This is a genomic window from Blastococcus sp. TML/M2B (genome assembly GCF_016612865.1).
Taxonomy (GTDB): Bacteria; Actinomycetota; Actinomycetes; order Mycobacteriales; family Geodermatophilaceae; genus Blastococcus.
In genome coordinates this window covers 24,603-42,507 of the sequence record NZ_JAENZZ010000001.1, presented here as the reverse complement: position 1 = coordinate 42,507, position 17,905 = coordinate 24,603, and the positions used below count along the sequence as shown (strand labels likewise).

14 protein-coding genes and 2 pseudogenes are annotated in these 17,905 nt (G+C 74.9%); 8 read left to right on the top strand and 8 right to left on the bottom strand.

Translation table 11 applies throughout. The features are described from left to right. Window positions 1–131: 131 nt before the first annotated feature. Window positions 132–3,443 (top strand): AfsR/SARP family transcriptional regulator, encoded by a 3,312-nt coding sequence (locus JKP75_RS00200; protein ID WP_200492659.1) that lies wholly within the window; start codon window positions 132–134, stop codon window positions 3,441–3,443. A 114-nt stretch (window positions 3,444–3,557) separates the two neighbouring features. On the opposite strand, the gene JKP75_RS00195 is transcribed toward JKP75_RS00200, so the two are convergent. Beyond that, window positions 3,558–4,322 carry an SDR family oxidoreductase gene (locus JKP75_RS00195; protein ID WP_200489668.1) on the bottom strand — a complete coding sequence of 255 codons (765 nt, stop codon included), beginning with the start codon at window positions 4,320–4,322 and terminating at the stop codon, window positions 3,558–3,560. Between the two features lie 117 nt (window positions 4,323–4,439). On the opposite strand from JKP75_RS00195, the gene JKP75_RS00190 reads away from it, so the two are divergent. Both JKP75_RS00190 and JKP75_RS00185 read left to right on the top strand, forming a co-directional pair. Beyond that, on the top strand, window positions 4,440–5,657 hold the full coding sequence (locus tag JKP75_RS00190; protein ID WP_200489669.1) for an arginine deiminase: 1,218 nt from the start codon (window positions 4,440–4,442) through the stop codon (window positions 5,655–5,657). A gap of 11 nt (window positions 5,658–5,668) precedes the next feature. Then, complete coding sequence (locus tag JKP75_RS00185) at window positions 5,669–7,114, top strand: M20/M25/M40 family metallo-hydrolase (RefSeq protein WP_200489670.1); 1,446 nt, start codon at window positions 5,669–5,671, stop codon at window positions 7,112–7,114. A 67-nt stretch (window positions 7,115–7,181) separates the two neighbouring features. Here JKP75_RS00185 and JKP75_RS22265 read toward each other — a convergent pair whose 3' ends face one another. Then, window positions 7,182–7,505 (bottom strand): DUF5926 family protein, encoded by a 324-nt coding sequence (locus JKP75_RS22265; protein ID WP_309229372.1) that lies wholly within the window; start codon window positions 7,503–7,505, stop codon window positions 7,182–7,184. 58 nt (window positions 7,506–7,563) lie between these two features. Further along, window positions 7,564–8,115 (bottom strand): annotated as a pseudogene (locus JKP75_RS22260) (DUF5926 family protein); the annotation flags it as partial. 95 nt (window positions 8,116–8,210) lie between these two features. On the opposite strand from JKP75_RS22260, the gene JKP75_RS00175 reads away from it, so the two are divergent. From JKP75_RS00175 to JKP75_RS00165, 3 genes are all read left to right on the top strand, one after another. Then, complete coding sequence (locus tag JKP75_RS00175; RefSeq protein WP_200492658.1) at window positions 8,211–9,410, top strand: cytochrome P450; 1,200 nt, start codon at window positions 8,211–8,213, stop codon at window positions 9,408–9,410. 91 nt (window positions 9,411–9,501) lie between these two features. Next, window positions 9,502–11,118, top strand: coding sequence for a long-chain fatty acid--CoA ligase (locus JKP75_RS00170; RefSeq protein WP_200489671.1), 1,617 nt, complete (start codon window positions 9,502–9,504; stop codon window positions 11,116–11,118). A gap of 110 nt (window positions 11,119–11,228) precedes the next feature. Beyond that, window positions 11,229–11,567 (top strand): zf-TFIIB domain-containing protein, encoded by a 339-nt coding sequence (locus JKP75_RS00165; protein WP_200491260.1) that lies wholly within the window; start codon window positions 11,229–11,231, stop codon window positions 11,565–11,567. A 10-nt stretch (window positions 11,568–11,577) separates the two neighbouring features. Here JKP75_RS00165 and JKP75_RS00160 read toward each other — a convergent pair whose 3' ends face one another. Further along, the gene (locus JKP75_RS00160; protein WP_309229371.1) at window positions 11,578–11,886 is read right to left on the bottom strand and encodes a rhodanese-like domain-containing protein; all 309 of its coding nucleotides are present in this window, start codon (window positions 11,884–11,886) and stop codon (window positions 11,578–11,580) included. Window positions 11,887–12,077: 191 nt separating this feature from the next. Here JKP75_RS00160 and JKP75_RS00155 point away from each other — a divergent pair, with 191 nt between their 5' ends. Continuing rightward, a complete protein-coding gene (locus tag JKP75_RS00155) occupies window positions 12,078–12,479 on the top strand; it encodes a PH domain-containing protein (RefSeq protein ID WP_309229370.1) in 402 nt (133 codons plus the stop codon). After that, the gene (locus JKP75_RS00150) at window positions 12,476–13,981 is read left to right on the top strand and encodes a PH domain-containing protein (RefSeq protein WP_200489674.1); all 1,506 of its coding nucleotides are present in this window, start codon (window positions 12,476–12,478) and stop codon (window positions 13,979–13,981) included. Before JKP75_RS00155 ends, JKP75_RS00150 begins: the two co-directional genes overlap by 4 nt. 183 nt (window positions 13,982–14,164) lie before the next feature. Here the strand turns inward: JKP75_RS00150 and JKP75_RS22255 are convergent, their stop codons facing one another. From JKP75_RS22255 to JKP75_RS00135, 4 genes and pseudogenes are all read right to left on the bottom strand, one after another. Continuing rightward, a complete protein-coding gene (locus tag JKP75_RS22255; RefSeq protein ID WP_309229668.1) occupies window positions 14,165–14,995 on the bottom strand; it encodes a hypothetical protein in 831 nt (276 codons plus the stop codon). A 91-nt stretch (window positions 14,996–15,086) separates the two neighbouring features. After that, window positions 15,087–15,734 (bottom strand): annotated as a pseudogene (locus JKP75_RS22250) (cation acetate symporter); the annotation flags it as partial. A 64-nt stretch (window positions 15,735–15,798) separates the two neighbouring features. Beyond that, a complete protein-coding gene (locus JKP75_RS00140) occupies window positions 15,799–16,179 on the bottom strand; it encodes a DUF485 domain-containing protein (protein ID WP_200489676.1) in 381 nt (126 codons plus the stop codon). A 176-nt stretch (window positions 16,180–16,355) separates the two neighbouring features. Next, entirely contained in the window at window positions 16,356–17,885 is a 1,530-nt protein-coding gene (locus tag JKP75_RS00135) for a cation acetate symporter (RefSeq protein ID WP_200489677.1), read from the bottom strand. Window positions 17,886–17,905: the final 20 nt, after the last annotated feature.

The window sequence follows — 17,905 nt, the reverse complement described above, 5'->3', positions numbered from 1 at the left end:
CGGAACGCGTCGGCCGCCCCGCTTGTCCGCCGCTTGGAGCGCACTAGGACCGCCGCTGCAAGCCCGCCCGCCGCACGTCGCGGGCGCAAAGGGGTGCCGCCACGGGCCCGGAACGAGGAACATCGCGCGACGTGCGTTTCCGCGTCCTCGGCCCGCTCGAGGTCACCGGCCCCGACGGCCGGCCGCTCGACGTGGGTGGGGCCAAGCCCCGGGCCCTGCTGGCGCTTCTGCTGGCCGACGCCGGCCGCGTCGTCGGCGTCGACCGGATCGTCAGCACGCTGTGGGGCGAGGAGCCGCCGCCCACGGTGACCGGCACGCTGCAGGCCTACGTCTCGCACCTGCGGCGCGTGCTCGAGCCCGACCGGGGGCCGCGCGAGGCGCCGACGGTGCTGGTCACCCGCCCACCCGGCTACCTGCTGCGGGCCGACGCCGCCGAGCTGGACCTCCTCCGGTTCGGCGAGCTGGTCGAGGCCGGGGACGCCGCGGTGGCCGACGGCGACCCGGAGCGGGGCGTGGCCCTGCTGGACGAGGCGCTGGGCCTGTGGCGCGGGGAGCCGCTCGCCGAGCTGGGCGACCTGCCCGCCGCCGCGAGCGACCGGCTGCGGCTGGCCGAGCTGCAGGTCCGCGCCCGGGAGCGGCGGTGCGACGCGCTGCTGGCGCTGCGCCGACCCGAGGCCGCCGTCCCCGATCTCCAGCACCTCGTCGCCGAGCACCCGCTGCGCGAGCGGCTCTGGGCCCGGCTGGTGACGGCGCTGTACGCCGCGGACCGGCAGGCCGAGGCGCTGGACGCCTGCCGGCGCTGCGCCGCGCTGCTCCGCGACGAGCTGGGCATCGACCCGGGCCCCGAGCTGCGCGACCTCGAGCAGGCGGTGCTCCGCCAGGACCCGCGGCTGCTCGAGCGGCTGCCCCGCCCGGTGCTGCCGGCCGCGCCCGCTCCCGCGCCGAGCTCGTCGGTCGACGCGCTCGTGGGCCGCCGGGCGGAGATGGACCAGGTCCGCGCGATCGCCGAGCAGGTCACCGGCGGGCGTTCGGCGGTGGTCGTCGTGGAGGGCGAGGCGGGCATCGGCAAGACCCGGCTGGCCGAGGCGGTCGCCGACGGCGCCCGGCTGCTGGGCTGGCCGGTCGCCTGGAGCCGCTGCGCCGACGACGCCGGCGCACCCGCGCTGTGGCCGTGGACCCAGGTGCTCGAGCAGCTGGGCCAGCCCGAGCTCGACCCGGCCCCCGCCACCCCCGGGGACGACGCCGACGCCGCCCGGTTCCGGCTCTTCCAGGACCTGCGCGCCCGGCTCACCGCGGCCGCCTCCCGCCCGGTGCTCGTCGTCCTCGACGACCTGCAGGGCGCGGACACGACGTCGGTCGCGCTGCTCGGCCTGCTCGCCCGCCACCTGCCCCGCGCGCCGGTGCTGCTCGTCGTCACCGCCCGGACCGTCGGGGAGCAGCTGCCCGAGGCGGTCGCCGACTGCCTGGGCCGGCTGGCCCGCGAGCCCACCGCGGCGTTCCTGCGGCTGCGCGGGCTGGACGCCGAGGCCGTCGGCGCGCTGCTGGCCGCGCAGCTGGGCTCCCCCGGCGACCGGGCGCTGGCCGTCGCGGTGCACGACCGCACCGCAGGCAACCCGTTCTTCGTCGTCGAGCTGTCCCGCTGGATGGTCGGCGCCCACGACCTGCACCTGGACGACGTCCCGGTGCCGCCGTCGGTCGGGGAGGTGCTGCGCACCCGCCTGGCCCGGCTGCCCGAGGGCACCCGGGAGGTGCTGGAGCTGGCCGCCGTCGCCGGCCGGGAGGTGTCGCTGGACCTGCTCGAGGCGGCGGGCACCCCGGCCGAGGACGCGCTGGCCGCGATGGACTCCGCCCTGGCCGTCGGCCTGGTCGTGGAGGGCGGCCGGCCGTGGCGCTGGCGGTTCACCCACGCGCTGGTGCAGGAGGTGCTCGCCGGCGACCTGCCCGCGATGCGGCGGGCCCGGTTGCACGCGCGGATCGGGGAGGCGCTGGAGCGGCGGCTCGCCGGCACGACCGACGACGGCCTCGTGGAGCGGCTCACCCACCACTTCGTCGCGGCGCTGCCGGTGGTCGGGCCCGGGCCCGCGCTGCTCTACCTGTCGGCGGCGGCCCGCGCCGCCCGCGCCCGGCTGGCCCACGGCGAGGCGGCGGCGCACGGCCGGCAGGCCCTGGCGCTGCTCGACCCGGAGGCCCCCGACGCCGCGCGCACCCGGCACGACCTGCTCACCGCCCTGGGCAACGACCTGCTGCGCAGCGGCCAGCTCACCGAGGCGCGCGGAGTCGTGGCCGAAGCGATCGGGCTGGCCCGGCAGCTGGGCGACCGGGAGTGCCTGGCCGAGTCCGCGGCGGTCTGGGGCAGCGTGACGCTGTGGAACTGGCGGCCGCACGGCGTGGTCGACGCCGACATGGTGGGCGTGCTGGAGGACCTGCTCGCCGAGCGCGACGGGTACGACGACCCCACCACCGCGCGGCTGCTGGGGACCCTGGGCGTGGAGCTGGCGTTCGGCCCGGACGACCGCGGGGTGCGGGCGGCGGAGCGGGCCGTGGAGATGGCCCGCCGGATCGGCGACCCGGAGCTGCTCGGCCGCACGCTCAACAACTTCTGCCTCGCCGTGTGGGGGCGCCCGGGTGCCGCCGAGCTGCGGCTGGCCGCCACCGACGAGGCGCTGGCGCTCACCGGCCGGGGGCTGCCGCGGCGGACCGAGTTCATGGCCTACCTGCACCGGGCCGCGATCCGGCTGCACCTGGGCGACTCGGCCGGGTTCGAGGCCGACCACGACTCCGCCCGGCGGATGGCGGTCTCGCTGAGCGGCCCGGAGGTGCGCCCGCACGTGCTGTGGCAGGCCGGCGGGCTGGCCTGGCTGCGCGGCAACGCGGCGCGCGCCGAGGAGCTGACCACCGAGGCCTACGAGCTGTTCCGCCGCGTGACCCCGCACGCGCGGCACGCCTACGCAGCGCACCAGTTCACCCTGCGGCGGGCGGACCACCGCGAGGCCGACGCGCTGCCGCTGCTGGTCGAGACCGGCGACGAGGGCAACCCGCTGCTGCAGGAGATGGCGGTCCTGTCGGCCGCCGAGTCCGGCGACGTCGCCGAGGCCCGGCGGCTGCGCGCCCGCTGGGGGCGGACGCTGGTGCGCGACTGGGCCAGCGACGTCGCCCTCTACCTGCAGGCGGAGAGCTCGCTGTGGCTCGGCGACGAGCCGGACTGGGCGGCCGCCGCGGAGTCCCTGCTGCCCTACCGCGGCCGCCAGGCCGTGCTCGGGACGCCGTCGCTCACCCTGGGCGCCTACGACGAGCTGCTCGGCCGGATCGCCGAGCGGCGCGGGGACGTCGACGGCGCCCGGCGCTGGTGGGCCGCTGCGCGGGAGCAGGGCGAGCTGGTCGGCTGCCCCCACCAGGTCGCCCTGGCCGCGTCGCACCTGTCCCGCGTGCCCGCCCCCGCCTGACCCCCCCCGGTCCGCGCCACGATCAGGGAACCTGATCGTGGCGCGTCCTCCCTCACCGTGGGAGCTGAGGGAGGACGCTCGATGATCAGGTCACCTGATCATCGCGGGGGGCGCTCAGGTCGCGATGCCGCCGTCCACCGGGATGATCGTGCCGGTGAGGTAGGAGCCGGCGCGCGAGCTCAGGAAGACCGCGATGCCGGCCATGTCGTCGGGCCGGCCGATGCGGCCGAGCGGGACGCGCTTGTTCATCTCGTCGCCGGCGGCGGCCAGCGTGGCGGCCATCATCTTCGACTCGAACGGCCCGGGGGCGACGGCGTTGACGGTGATTCGCCGCGGCGCGAGCTCCTTGGACAGGTTGCGGGTCAGCTGGTGCACCGCGGCCTTGGAGGTCGAGTACGAGTAGGTGCGCGCCGCCGAGGGCTGCAGGCCGGCGATGCTGCCGATGTTGATCACGCGGGCCGGGTCCTCGTGCGAGGCGGCCTTCTCCAGCAGCGGCAGGAACGCGCGGGTCACGAAGAACGGCGCCTTCAGGTTCAGGTCGAGCACCTTGTCCCAGGCGGACTCGGGGAACTTCTCCAGGTCCTCACCCCACGTGGCGCCGGCGTTGTTGACCAGGATGTCGACCTGCTCCTCGCGCTTGCCGACCTCCTCGGCCAGGCGGAGGCACTCCGACTCCTTCGACACGTCGGCCGGGATGGAGATCGCGGTGCCGAACTCCGCCAGCTCGGCGACGGCGGCGTCGCCGGCGTCGGCCTTGCGGGAGCTGATGTAGACGCGGGCCGCGCCGGCCTGCAGGAAGCCCCGGGCGATCATCAGGCCGATGCCGCGGGTGCCCCCGGTCACCACCGCCACCTTGCCGGTCAGGTCGAACAGGTCCACGCCGCACCTCCGTCGTCGGGTCCCCGGCTGCGCTGCCGGCCCGTTCCGCACCCTAGCGAGGCGCTCCGGCGGCCTCCCGCGAGCGCCCGCGCGGAGGCGCTGTGCCAGCCTGCCTGCATGACCCCCGCTACGGGCGCGACCAGCGAGGTCGGCACCCTGCAGACGGTGCTGCTGCACCGGCCCGGCGACGAGCTGCGGCGGCTCACCCCGCGCAACAACGACGAGCTGCTCTTCGACGGCGTCCCGTGGGTGGACCGGGCGCAGGAGGAGCACGACGCCTTCGCCGCCGCGCTCACCGACCGCGGCGTGGAGGTGCTGCACCTCGACCGGCTGCTCGCCGAGATCCTCTCCTTCCCCTCGGCCCGGGCGGAGCTGATCGGCGCGGCGGTCGACGACCCGCGGCTGGGCGCCAGCCTCCAGCGCGCCGCCACCCGCCACCTGGCCTGGCTGGACCCCGACGCACTGGCCGCGACGCTGATCGCGGGCCTGGCGCACGACGAGCTGCACGGCGGCCGCGGGCTGGCCTACGAGGTCATGGACCGCTCGGACTTCGTCGTCCCCCCGCTGCCCAACCTGCTGTTCACCCGCGACTCCTCGGTGTGGATCGGCGACGAGGTCGCGGTCACCTCGCTGGCCATGCCGGCCCGGCACCGCGAGAGCACGATCACCGCGGCCATCTACACCCACCACCCGCGGTTCGCCGGCAGCGAGCAGCTCTACGGCGCGGACCTGGAGCACCTGGAGGGCGGCGACGTCCTGCTGCTGGCCCCGGGCGTGGTGGCCGTCGGGGTCGGCGAGCGGACGACGCCCGGCGGGGCCGAGCGGCTGGCGCGGCGGCTGTTCGCCCGCGGCCTGGCGCACACGGTGCTCGTCGTCCCCATCGCCCAGCAGCGCGCCACGATGCACCTGGACACCATCGCGACGATGGTCGACGTCGACGCGATGGTCATGTACCCGGCGGTCGCCGACTCGCTGCGGGCCTGGACCGTCACCGCCCCGGACGGCGTGGCCGACGACGCCGACCCGGTGGAGCTGGCGGTGCGCGGCCCGCGGCCGTTCGTCGAGGCGGCCGCCGAGGCGATGGGCATCGACAAGCTGCGGGTGATCGACACCGGGCTGGACCCGGTCACCGCCGAGCGCGAGCAGTGGGACGACGGCAACAACACCCTCGCCCTGGCGCCGCGGCTGGCCGTCGCCTACGAGCGGAACACCGTCACCAACGCCGCACTGGAGGCCGCGGGCATCGAGGTGGTCCGGATCGCGGGCTCCGAGCTCGGCAGCGGCCGCGGCGGCCCGCGGTGCATGTCCTGCCCCGTCGCCCGGGCGCCGCTGTGATCCACTCGGGCATGCGCGCATCCCTCGCCCTCACCGGGACGACGGCCCTCGCCGCGGCCGTCACCACCGCCGCGCGGCGGGTGTCCCGCTTCCGCCCGACCGCCGGCGCCGCCGAGCCGGTGGACCTCGCCGGTCTGGACGCCGACGCCGCGGCCGGCCGGCTCGCCGAGCTGATCCGCATCCCCACCGTCTCCTACCGCGACCGCGCGGAGGTCGACGAGGAGGCGTTCGCCCGCTTCCGCGCCCGGCTCGCCGAGCTCTACCCGCGCACGCACGCCGCGCTGGAGCGCGAGCAGCTGGGCGACGGCGCGCTGCTCTACCGTTGGCGCGGGACCACCGACGAGCCGCCGCTGGTGCTCATGGCGCACTACGACGTCGTCCCGGTCGAGGGCCAGGACTGGACCCGCGACCCGTTCGCCGGGCTGATCGAGGACGGCGTCGTGCACGGCCGCGGCGCGATCGACGACAAGGGCTACCTGGTCGCGATCCTCGAGGCCGTGGAGGCGCTGGTCACCGAGGGCTTCACGCCCCGCCGCGACGTCTGGCTGTCCTTCGGCAACGACGAGGAGGTCACCGGGGTCGGCGCGCAGCTCGCCGTCGCGGCGTTCACCGAGCGGGGCATCCGCCCGTGGGCGGTGCTCGACGAGGGCGGCGCGGTGGTGACCGGCATGTTCCCGGGCGTGCCCGGGCAGGTCGCCGTCGTCGGGCTGGCGGAGAAGGGCCGGCTGGACGTCGAGCTGGTGACCACCGATCCCGGCGGGCACGCGTCGTCCCCGACGCCGGGCGGGGCGCCGGCCCGGCTGGCCAAGGCGATCACGGCGCTCGACGAGCACCCCTTCCCGGCGCGGATGAACGACGTCGTCCTCGGCATGGTCGACGCCGCCGGCCGGTACGCCTCCGGGCCGCTGCGCGCGGTGTTCGCGCACGCCGGGTCGCTGGGCCCGGTGCTGGCGCGGGTCCTCGCCGGGGCGGGCCGGGAGGCGAACGCGCTGGTCCGGACGACGGTGGCGGTGACCCGGCTCGAGGGCAGCAAGGCCGGCAACGTGCTGGCCACGACCGCGAAGGCGCACCTCAACATCCGGATCGCGCTCGGCGAGACGGTCGGGACGACGGTGGAGCGGCTGCGGCGGGTGATCGGCGACCCGACGGTCGAGCTGCGGGTGCTGCCCGGCGGCGCGGACCCCTCACCGGTGTCCGTCGTCGGCAACGACGCCTACGAGGCGGTCGCCGCCGCCGCGCGGGCGGCCTACCCCGACGCCGTCGTCGCCCCGTACCTGATGGTGCAGGCCAGCGACTCGCGGCACTTCGCCGAGATCTGCGACAGCGTCTACCGGTTCATGCCGTTCGCCGTCACCCGCGAGGAGCTGGCGGCGCTGCACGCCGCCGACGAGCGGATCTCGATCGCGGCGCTGCACCGCGGCGCCGGCTTCGTCCGGCACCTGCTCCGCAGCATCTGAACGGCCCTCCGGTACCGGAGGGCCGGGCCGCCGGGGGACGTCCGGTACCGGACGTCCCCCGGGGGCGTCAGCGGATGGTGATCTGGCGGGAGAGCAGCCCGGCGCGGGCGCGGCGCTCGTCGGCGTTCAGCGGCTCGGTGACCGCGAGCGCCTCCTCGAGGCGGGCCTGCCACTGGGTGGCCGGCTCGATCCACTCCTCCGCGGGGGTGTCGGCGGGCAGGTCCCACACCGGCACGACCAGCCCGTGCGCCCGGAAGGCGCCGGCGTAGCGGGTGCCCTCGCCGAGCAGCATCGGCTCGCCGGCCGCCCGCAGCCGGGCCAGCGCGTCGAGCAGCTTCTCCTCGGGCTCGGGGCGGACCCAGCGCAGGTGGGCGCGCTCGTCGGTCGGCACGCACCCAGTAGGCGGCGTCCAGGCCGGCCAGCCGCACGGTCGGCAGGATCGCCTCGTTGGCGTGCTCCAGCCCGGCCTGCACCGCCGGGTTGGGGTCGGTGCCCTCCAGCCAGAAGCCGAAGTCGTCGTGCACGGTCACCTCGAAGGGCGCCGAGGCGTCCAGCAGCTCCTGCAGCCGGGGGCCGGCCGAGCCCGCGCCGCCGATCGGGCCCGGGTCCACCGGCGCGCCTGCCGGGGCCTCGAGCGCGGCGGCCAGAGCGGTGCCGAGGTCGCGGCTCACGTCGTCCGAGGAGGTCTGCAGCTGGACGCCGAGCATGATCTCGCCGCTGGCCCGCACCAGGGCGGGCGCGCCGCCGGGGAGGACGCTGGCCAGGGTGACGTCGCGGCCGTCCGTCGTCCTCAGCGCCGCGGTCGCCGCCGGCACCAGCTCGCGCAGCGCGACCCAGTCGGCCTCGCCGGGCAGCCCCTCGAAGGAGCGGATCACCGGGGGCGCGTAGCCCGAGCCGTGACAGTGCTTGTAGCGGCGGCCGGAGCCGCACGGGCACGGCGCCTTCGGGTTGACGCCCTCCTGCGCGGCGGCGGGGGCGGGAGTGCGCTTGCGGGAAGCCATGCGGCCAGCGTAGGTGGGCCCCTCGAGCGCCCGCCCGCCCCGCCCGTGGACGGGTGTGACGGGCGTCGTTGCCCAGGCTTCCTAGGCTCGCGGGCGTGACCGCCGCACCACTCGACCTCACCGATCCCGCTGTCGTCGCAGACCCCTACCCGGCCTTCGCGCGGGCCCGGGCGCAGGCGCCCGTGCAGTGGCACGAGGGCCTGGGGCTCTGGCTGGCCTTCACGCACGCGGAGTCCAACGCGGTGCTGCGCGACCGGCGGCTGGGCCGGATCTGGCAGGACAAGGCGCCGGCCGAGCGGTTCGAGAGCTTCAACCTGATCCACCGCAACGCGATCCTGGAGATGGAGCCGCCGGCGCACACCCGGCTGCGGCGGCTGATCAGCTCGGCGTTCGCCCGCGGGCACGTCGAGCGGCTGCGCCCCTGGGTCGAGGAGCTCGCCCGCACGCTGGTCGACGAGCTGGTCGAGCGCTCCGGCGGGAGCGAGCCGGTGGACCTGCTGGCCGGCATGGCCGAGCAGCTGCCGGTCGCCGTCATCGCCGAGCTGCTGGGCGTGCCCGAGGCCGACCGCCCGCTGCTGCGCCCGTGGTCGAACGCCATCGTGAAGATGTACGAGTACGGGCGGACGACGGAGACCGAGGACTCCGCCGAGCGCGCCGCCGACGAGTTCGTCGCCTACCTGCGCGACCTCGCTGCCGAGCGCCGGAAGGACCTGGGCGAGGACCTGGTCAGCCACCTGGTCTCCATGCGCGACGCCGACGGCGACAAGCTCACCGAGGACGAGCTGGTCACCACCTGCATCCTGCTGCTCAACGCCGGCCACGAGGCGACGGTGAACGTGAGCGGCAACGGCACCCTGGCCCTGCTGCGGCACCCCGACCAGCTGCAGCGGCTGCGGGAGGACCGCGCGCTGCTGCCGACGGCGATCGAGGAGTTCATGCGCTACGACTCCCCGCTGCAGCTGTTCGAGCGCACCGCCACCGAGGACGTCGAGATCGGCGGCGTCACCGTCGAGCGCGGCCAGAAGATCGCCGCCCTGCTGGGCGCGGCCAACCGCGACCCCGCCGTCTTCGACGCCCCCGACACCTTCGACGTGGGCCGCACCGACAACGGGCACATCACCTTCGGCGCCGGCATCCACTTCTGCATCGGGGCGCCGCTGGCCCGGGTCGAGCTGCAGGCGTCCTTCGGCGCGCTGCTGGACCGGACGACGACGTTCGAGCTGGGCGGCGAGCCGGTCCGCCGTCCCGAGTTCGTGATCCGCGGCCTGGAGACCCTCCCCGTCGTCCTCGGCTGAGCCCCATCAGGGCAGAAATGGCCATTTCTGCCCCGTCCGACCGCCGGGCCCCGGCTGGATCGTGAGCGCCGTCACTGGCAGGATCCGAGCCATGCGCGGCCTGATGCAGGACAGCCCCCTCACCATCGACACGATCTTCCGGCACGCCGAACAGCACTACGGCGACGTGCCGATCATCACCAACGGCCCGAAGGGCGTCACCCGCAGCACCTACGGCGAGTGGGCGGACCGCACCCGCCGGCTGGGTGGCGTCCTCGACACCCTCGGCATCAGCGCCGACGGCCGGGTCGGCACGTTCGGCTGGAACAGCCAGCGGCACCTCGAGCTGTACTTCGCCGCCCCGTGCACCGGCCGCGTGCTGCACACGCTCAACATCCGGCTCTTCCCCGAGCAGCTGACCTACATCGCCAACCACGCCGAGGACGAGGTCGTCTTCGTCGACCGCTCGGTCTTCGGCCTGTTCTGGCCGCTGGTCGACACGATGACCACGGTCCGGCACGTCGTGGTCATGGAGGACGGCGGCGACGCCGAGCTGCCCGACGACCCGCGGATCAGCGACTACGAGACCCTGCTGGCCGCCGCGTCCCCGGTCGACTTCGACGTCCGGGACGAGAACCTGGCCGCCTCGATGTGCTACACGTCGGGCACCACCGGCAACCCGAAGGGCGTCGTCTACTCGCACCGCTCGACGGTGCTGCACACGATGGCCGCGCTCTCCCCGAACGCGTTCGGGCTCAGCGTCCGCGACGTCGCCATGCCGGTCGTCCCGATGTTCCACGCCAACGCCTGGGGCATCGCGCAGGCCGCGCCGGCCGCGGGCGCCGCGCTGGTCTTCCCCGGCCCGATGATGCAGCCCGAGGCGCTGGCGAACCTGATCGTCGACGAGGGCGTCACCTTCACCGCCGGCGTCCCGACCATCTGGCAGGGCGTGCTGCCCTTCCTCGCCGGCAAGGAGCACCAGCTGCGCGAGATCGGCTGCGGCGGCTCCGCGGTGCCCAAGGCGCTGAGCGAGGCCTACCGCGAGCAGGTCGGGCTGCCGATCCTGCAGGCCTGGGGCATGACCGAGACCTCGCCGGTGGCGTCCTCCGGCGTGCTGCCCAGGCGCCTCCAGGACGCCGACGACGAGACCAAGGCCAACGTCCGCGCCCGCGCCGGCATCCCGCTGTTCGGCGTCGAGGCCCGCATCGTCGACGCCGACACCCTCGAGCCGCAGCCCTGGGACGACACCGCCACCGGCGAGCTGCAGGTCCGGGGCAACTGGTGCGCGAAGGAGTACTACAACCCCGACGCCGGCGTGGAGCTCTCCACCGCCGACGGCTGGATGAAGACCGGCGACGTCGCCGCGATGAGCGCCGACGGCTCGATCCGCATCGCCGACCGCACCAAGGACCTGATCAAGTCCGGCGGCGAGTGGATCAGCTCGGTCGACCTCGAGAACGCGATCATGAGCCACCCGAAGGTCGCCGAGGCCGCCGTCGTCGGCGTCCCGCACCCGAAGTGGGACGAGCGCCCGCTGGCCTGCGTCGTCCTCAAGCAGGGCGAGACGGCGACCGAGGAGGAGATCCTCGAGCACCTCAAGCCGCTGGTCGCCAAGTGGTGGCTGCCCGACGCCGTCGAGTTCATCGACGAGGTGCCCAAGACCAGCGTCGGCAAGTTCTCGAAGAAGGACCTGCGCGCGAAGTTCGCCGAGTACGAGCTGAAGGCCTGACCCCGGTTGATCATCGCCTGCGCGCCCGCGCCGGCGGCGCGTCACCCCATGTCGGGAGCACGCAGGCGATGATCAACTGACGGGTGGCCACTGCCGGTAGCCTCGGCGCCATGCAGCTGCTGTGCCCGAAGTGCCACAACGTCATGGCGCAGTACGAGCGCAACCGCGTGCTGGTCGACCAGTGCACCGAGTGCAAGGGCCTGTTCCTCGACCGCGGTGAGCTGGAGAACCTGATCGCGGCCGAGCGCGCCTACCTCGACGCCGAGGAGGGCCGCCCGGTCGCGCCCCCGCAGGCCGCCCCGCCGCCGGTGCGCGACCCGTACGACCGGGACCCCCGGTACTACGGCGAGCACCGCTACGACGAGCGCTACTACGGCCGCGGCTACGACGAGAAGTACGCGAAGAAGAAGCGCCGCAAGAGCATCCTCGAGGAGCTCCTGGACTTCTGAGCCGCGGCGGTCAGCGGACGAAGGGCTCCTCGCCGGTCTCGCTCACCATGGGCTTGCCGGCCGCCTGCCACTCGCCCATGCCGCCGGCGACGTTGACGGCGTCGTAGCCGTTCTGGTTCAGCCACGCGGCGACCCGCGCCGAGCGGCCGCCGCCGCGGCAGGTGACGTAGAGCGGGTCGCCCTCGGGCAGGTCGTCGAGCCGGCCGGGCACCTGGCCCATGGGGATGTGCGTCGCGCCCTCGATGTGGCCGTGCACCCACTCGTCGTCCTCACGGACGTCGAGGACCACGGCGTCCTCGGGCAGCTCGCTGACGGACACGGTCGGAACCTGCTGCGGCATCACGCCCTCCATCGTGGCACGGGCCGGCGCGCGGCCGCGGGCTGCGAGGATGGCCGCGATGACCGCCGCCCCCTCCCCCGTGCGGGAACCCGCCTGGGTCGCTGCCCCGGTCCGCCGTCGGCCTGTGGCTGACCGAGAGCCTGATCACCGCGGCCGTCACCGTGGCGGTGGTGGTCGCGCTGCTGGTGTGGGTCCCCGACGACCTGGGCGGTCCGGAGCCGTTCCTGCGCTGGGCGGTGCCGATCGTGACGGCCCTCGACGTCCTGGTCGTCGTCGGGATCCGCCCCTGGTTCAAGCACCGCACCTACCGCTGGGAGGTGACCGCGGAGGCCGTGCACACCCGCACCGGCTGGCTGAGCCGGACCTGGACGCTGGTGCCGGTCTCCCGCATCCAGACCGTCGACGTCACCCGCGGGCTGCTGCAGCAGGTGTTCGGGCTGGCCAGCGTCGCGGTCTACACCGCCTCCAGCCAGGGCACGGTGCGCATCTGGCACCTCGAGCACGGGATGGCCCAGCGGGTCGCCGAGGACCTCACCGCCCGGGCCGAGCGCACCCGGGACGCCGCCACGTGACCGACCCGGCGCCGGCACCGCCCGCGCCCGCCGCGACGGCCCGCCGCACGTCGCCGCGGGTCGTCCTGGTGCACACCCTCACCTTCCGCCAGGCGCGGCGGCTGCTCCCCTACGCCATCCCCGCGCTGGCCGCGATCGGCCTGGGCGGCGGCCGGTGGACCGTCGCCGGGCTCGTCGTCGGCGTCACCCTCGTGTCCCTGGTGACGGCGGCGCTGTCCTGGTGGCGGTTCAGCTACCTGGTCGGGCCGGGCGCCGTCGTCGTCACCCGGGGGCTGGTGCAGCGCTCGGTGCGCGCCGTGCCCACCGACCGGATCCGCGGGGTCGAGGTCGAGGCGCCGCCGGTGCACCGCCTGCTCGGGCTGGTCCGGGTGCGCATCGACGCCGCCGCCGGCGGCACCGGCAGCTCCGAGGAGGAGCTGCTGGTCGACGGGCTGCCCCCGGCCGAGGGCGACCGGCTGCGGACGGCGGTGCTCACCCGGCGCGCGCGGGCGGCCGCCGGGCCGGAGGACGACGACGCGACCGCGCCCCCGGAGCCGGCCGAGGAGGAGTTCGCCCGCTTCGACAACCGCTGGCTGCTGTACGCGCCGCTGGTCGGGGGCTACCTCGCCGTGCCGCTGGCCGCGGTGGGCGCGCTGTCCCGGGTCGTCGACGAGCTGCCCGCCGGCACGCTGCCCGACGTGGACGGGCCGGCGCTGGACTCGGTCGGGGCGGCCGCGGTGGTCGCCCTCGTCGCGCTGCTGCTGCTCGCGGTCGGGGCGGTGGTCGGCGCCGCGGTGGTCAACTGGGGCTTCCGCCTGGTGCGCCGCGGCGACTCGCTGGTCGCGGTGCGCGGCCTGCTCACCCGCCGGCACACCGAGCTGGAGATCGACCGGATCCGCGGCGTGGCCGTCGCCGACGGCGCCGGGATGCGGCTGGCCCGCGCGGCACGGGTGAACGCGCTGGTCACGGGCCTGGGTGACGCCCAGCGTCGCGGCCAGCTGCTGCCGCTGGGTCCGCGCGCCGAGGCCGAGGCGCTGGCCCGCCGGCTGGTGCCCGACCCCGGCCCGCTGACCGCCCACCCGGCCGCGGCCCGGCGACGCCGGATCACGCGCGCGCTCACCGGCGGGCTGCTGGTCACCGCCGCCGGGGCGGTGCTGACGGCGACCTCCGGATGGTGGCCGCTGCTCGTCGTCGGCGTCGTCCTCACCGCGCTGGGCGTGCCGCTGGGGCTGGGGCGCTACGCCTCGCTCGGGCACGCGACCGGGCCGAGCTCCTTCGCCGTCCGGGTCGGGTGGCTGGTGCGCGAGCGCGCCGTCCTGGAGCGGCGGGCCGTCGTCGGCTGGCAGGTGAAGCAGTCGTGGTTCCAGCGGCGGGCCGGGCTGGCCTCCGTCGTCGCCTGCGTGGGTGCCGGCCGGGGCGGCTACATCGCACTCGACATGGCCGCCGACGAGGTCGCGGACTTCGCCGTCGCCGCTTCCGAGCCCTGGGCCGAGCAGCTCCTGCCCGCACCTCCCGCTCGTTGATCATCGTCATGTGGCTGCCAGCCACGCCGTGCGCGCGGGCCGGATGACGATGATCAACGAGGCAGGCGATCGGAGCGGATGCGCGCCGGCGTCCTCCCTCACCGCCGAGCGTCCTCCCTCACGGTGTGCGGTGAGGGAGGACGCTCGACGATCAGGTCACCTGATCCCAGCGGGATGCCGGGGTCAGTGCTGGACGGCCTTCTCCGCGCCGATGCCGGTGAACGCCCGCACCTCGAGCTCGGCGTTCTTCAGCTCGTCCGGGCGCTCCTTGGAGAGCCTGGACCCGAGCCAGCCGAGGAAGAACGACAGCGGGATCGAGACCAGGCCGGGGTTGTTGAGCGGGAACCAGGAGAAGTCGACGTCCTGGATGAGCGAGGTGCTCTTCCCGGTCAGCTCGTTCACCGGCGCCCCGGAGACCACCGGCGAGAAGATGATCAGGCCGATGCAGGCGATCAGCCCGCCGTAGATCGACCACAGCGCGCCCTGGGTGGTGAAGTCCTTCCAGAACAGCGTGTAGAGGATCGTCGGCAGGTTCGCCGAGGCGGCGACGGCGAAGGCCAGCGCCACCAGGAAGGCGATGTTGATGCCGGCCTGCAGCGCGAGGATGCCCAGCCCGATCGCCACCGCCCCGATGACGACGGCGGTGATACGGGCGACCCGCACCTCCCCGTTGGGCGGCACCTTGCCCCGCTTGATCACCGACGCGTAGACGTCGTGCGCGAACGAGGCCGAGGCGGTGATCGTCAGGCCCGCGACCACGGCGAGGATCGTGGCGAAGGCGACGCCGGCGATGATGCCGAGCAGCACCGTGCCGCCGAGCTCGAAGGCCAGCAGCGGCGCGGCCGAGTTCACCGCACCGGGTGCGGCGAGGATCTCCGCGGGGCCGACCAGCGCACCGGCGCCGTAGCCGATGACCAGGCTGAACAGGTAGAAGATGCCGATCAGCCAGATGGCCCACACGACCGAGCGTCGGGCGTCCTTGGCGGTGGGAACCGTGTAGAAGCGCATCAGCACGTGCGGCAAGGCCCGCCGTGCCCAGCACCAGCGCCAGGCCCAGCGAGACGAAGTCCAGCTTCGAGGTGTCGGTCAGGCCGTACTGGGCCCCGGGCGCGAGCACGTCGCGGCCCTCGACGGCGAGGTCCTGCGCCCCGCCCAGCAGCGAGGAGAGGTTGAAGCCGTACTCGGCCAGCACCCACACGGTCATCACGAACGCGCCGGCGATCAGCAGCGTCGCCTTGATCATCTGCACGTACGTGGTCCCGCGCATGCCGCCGACCAGCACGTAGAAGATCATCAGCGCGCCGACGAGCGTCACGACGAGGGCCTCCGCGGCGTCACCGCTCACCCCCAGCAGCAGCGCCACCAGGCCGCCGGCGCCGGCCATCTGCGCCAGCAGGTAGAACAGCGACACCGCCAGGGTCGAGATGGCCGCCGCCATCCGCACCGGGCGCTCCCGCATCCGGAAGGCCAGGACGTCGGCCATGGTGAAGCGGGCCGTGTTGCGCATCAGCTCGGCGACCAGCAGCAGCGCCACGAGCCACGCCACCAGGAAGCCGATCGAGTACAGGAAGCCGTCGTAGCCGTAGACGGCGATCGCGCCCGCGATGCCCAGGAACGACGCGGCCGACAGGTAGTCACCGGCGATCGCCAGGCCGTTCTGGGTGCCGCTGATGTTGCGGCCGGCCGCGTAGTAGTCCGCGGCGCTCTTGTTGGTGCGGCTGGCACGGAACGTGATGAACAGCGTGACCAGCACGAACGCGCCGAAGATCGAGATGTTGACGGCCGGTTCGCCGATCGTGCTCTCGGCGGCGAGGAGGTCAGACACGGGTCGCCCCCCGGGTGTCGCCGGCGCCGGTCGCGTAGTCGTGCCGCTCGAGCCGCTCGCGCATCTCGTCGGCGATCGGGTCGGTGTTCCGGTTGGCGTGCGACACGTACAGGTGCGTGATCGCGAACGTGGTCACGAACTGGGCCAGGCCCAGCAGGACGCCCAGGTTCACGTTGCCGAAGACCTCGGTGGCCATGAAGTCCGGCGCGTACGTGGAGAGCAGGACGTAGAGCAGGTACCAGGCGAAGAACGCGAACGTCATGGGGAAGGCGAACCGCCGGAACCTGCGCTTCAGCTCGGCGAACTCGGGTGAGTTCTGCGCTTGCAGGTACTCCTCGGGCGTCAGCTGACGCCGTTCCGCGGGTTCGGTCACGGGGCGACCTCCAGGTCAGCGTGGGCGGGCGGTACACCCGGCAGGTGTGAGCCCCGTCACGGTAGGAGCGCGAGCCCCCGTCCGCGGACCGGAACCGCGCCGCTGCGCCGAGCGGTCACCGGCGCTCGCCGACCGGCAGGTCCGGCGGGACGAGCGGTCACCGCCGCGAGCGCGGCTCAGCGGGGCGGGGTGCCCCGGTCGAGCTGCACGGACTCGGGGGTGTGCAGCCGCACCATCGTGCGGGCGGCGTGCGGCGGCACCCGGCGGGGCGTGGCCAGCGACGCGGTCACCATCGTGAGGAAGGCCAGCGGGACGGTCCACGCCGCCGGCTGCGACAGCAGCGCACCACCCCAGCCCTCCGGGCCGACGCCGAGCAGCGTGGCCAGCACCGCCCCGCCCGCGCACCCACCGCCGACGAGCATCCCGGCGATCGCGCCGAGGTCGGTGAGCCGGCGCCACCAGATGCCCAGCACGAGCAGCGGGCACAGCGTGGAGGCCGCGAAGGCGAACGCCAGGCCGACCGCCTGCGCGACGCCGACCCCCTCGGTCACCAAGGCCAGGCCCAGCGGCACGAGGACGGCGACGACGGCGCCGGCCTGGAAGGCGCGCACCCCGCCGAACCGGCGGCCCATCACGTCCTGGCTGATCACGCCGGCCACCGCGACGGTCAGCCCGGAGGACGTCGAGAGGAACGCGGCGAACGCCCCCGCCGTCGTCAGGGCCGACAGCAGCTCGCCCGCCGTCCCGGCCAGCATCCGGGACGGCAGCTCGAGCACCACCGACTCCGCCCGCCCGGTGGCGACGAGGTCCGGCGCGTAGAGCCGGCCCAGGCCGCCGTACACCGGCGGGAGGAGGTAGAAGAGGCCGAGCAGCGCCAGCACGAACAGCGTCGTCCGGCGGGCCGCCGCCCCGTCCGGGTTCGTGTAGAAGCGGACGACGACGTGCGGCAGGCCCATCGTGCCGAGGAACGTGGCGATGATGATCGAGTAGGTCGTGTAGACCTCGTGCTCGCCGCCGGCCAGCGGCGACACCCACGAGTCGCCCGGGCGGGCGGGATCCACCACGTCGACCGACGCCGGCGAGACCGCGCCGTCGCCGAGCCAGATCGCGGCCATGAACAGCAGCGGGAACAGCAGCGCGGTCAGCTTGAGCCAGTACTGGAAGGCCTGGACGAAGGTGATGCTGCGCATCCCGCCGAACAGCACGTTGACCAGGACGACGGTGGCGACCAGCACCCCACCCAGCCACGGCCCCGTGCCCGTGGTCGAGGCCAGCGCGAGCCCGGCGCCCTGGAACTGCGGCATCAGGTACAGCCAGCCGATCGCCACGACCAGCAGCGCGGAGAGCCGGCGCACCCCGCGCGACTCCAGCCGGCTCTCTGCGAAGTCGGGCAGCGTGTACGCCCCGGAGCGGCGCAGCGGGGCCGCGACCAGCACGAGCAGCACGAGGTAGCCCGCCGTCCAGCCGACCGGGTACCAGAGCATCTCGGTGCCGAAGGCGAGCACCAGGCCCGCGACGCCGAGGAAGGAGGCCGCCGACAGGTACTCCCCGCCGATCGCCGAGGCGTTGAGCCCCGGCCGCACCGTGCGGGAGGCCACGAAGAAGTCGCTGGTGGTCCGCGAGAACCGCCAGCCGTAGGCGCCGACGGCCAGGGTGACGACGACGACCGCCGTCACGCTGACGACGCTGAAGCCCGCGGTGCTCATCCGCGCTCGGCGCCGCGACC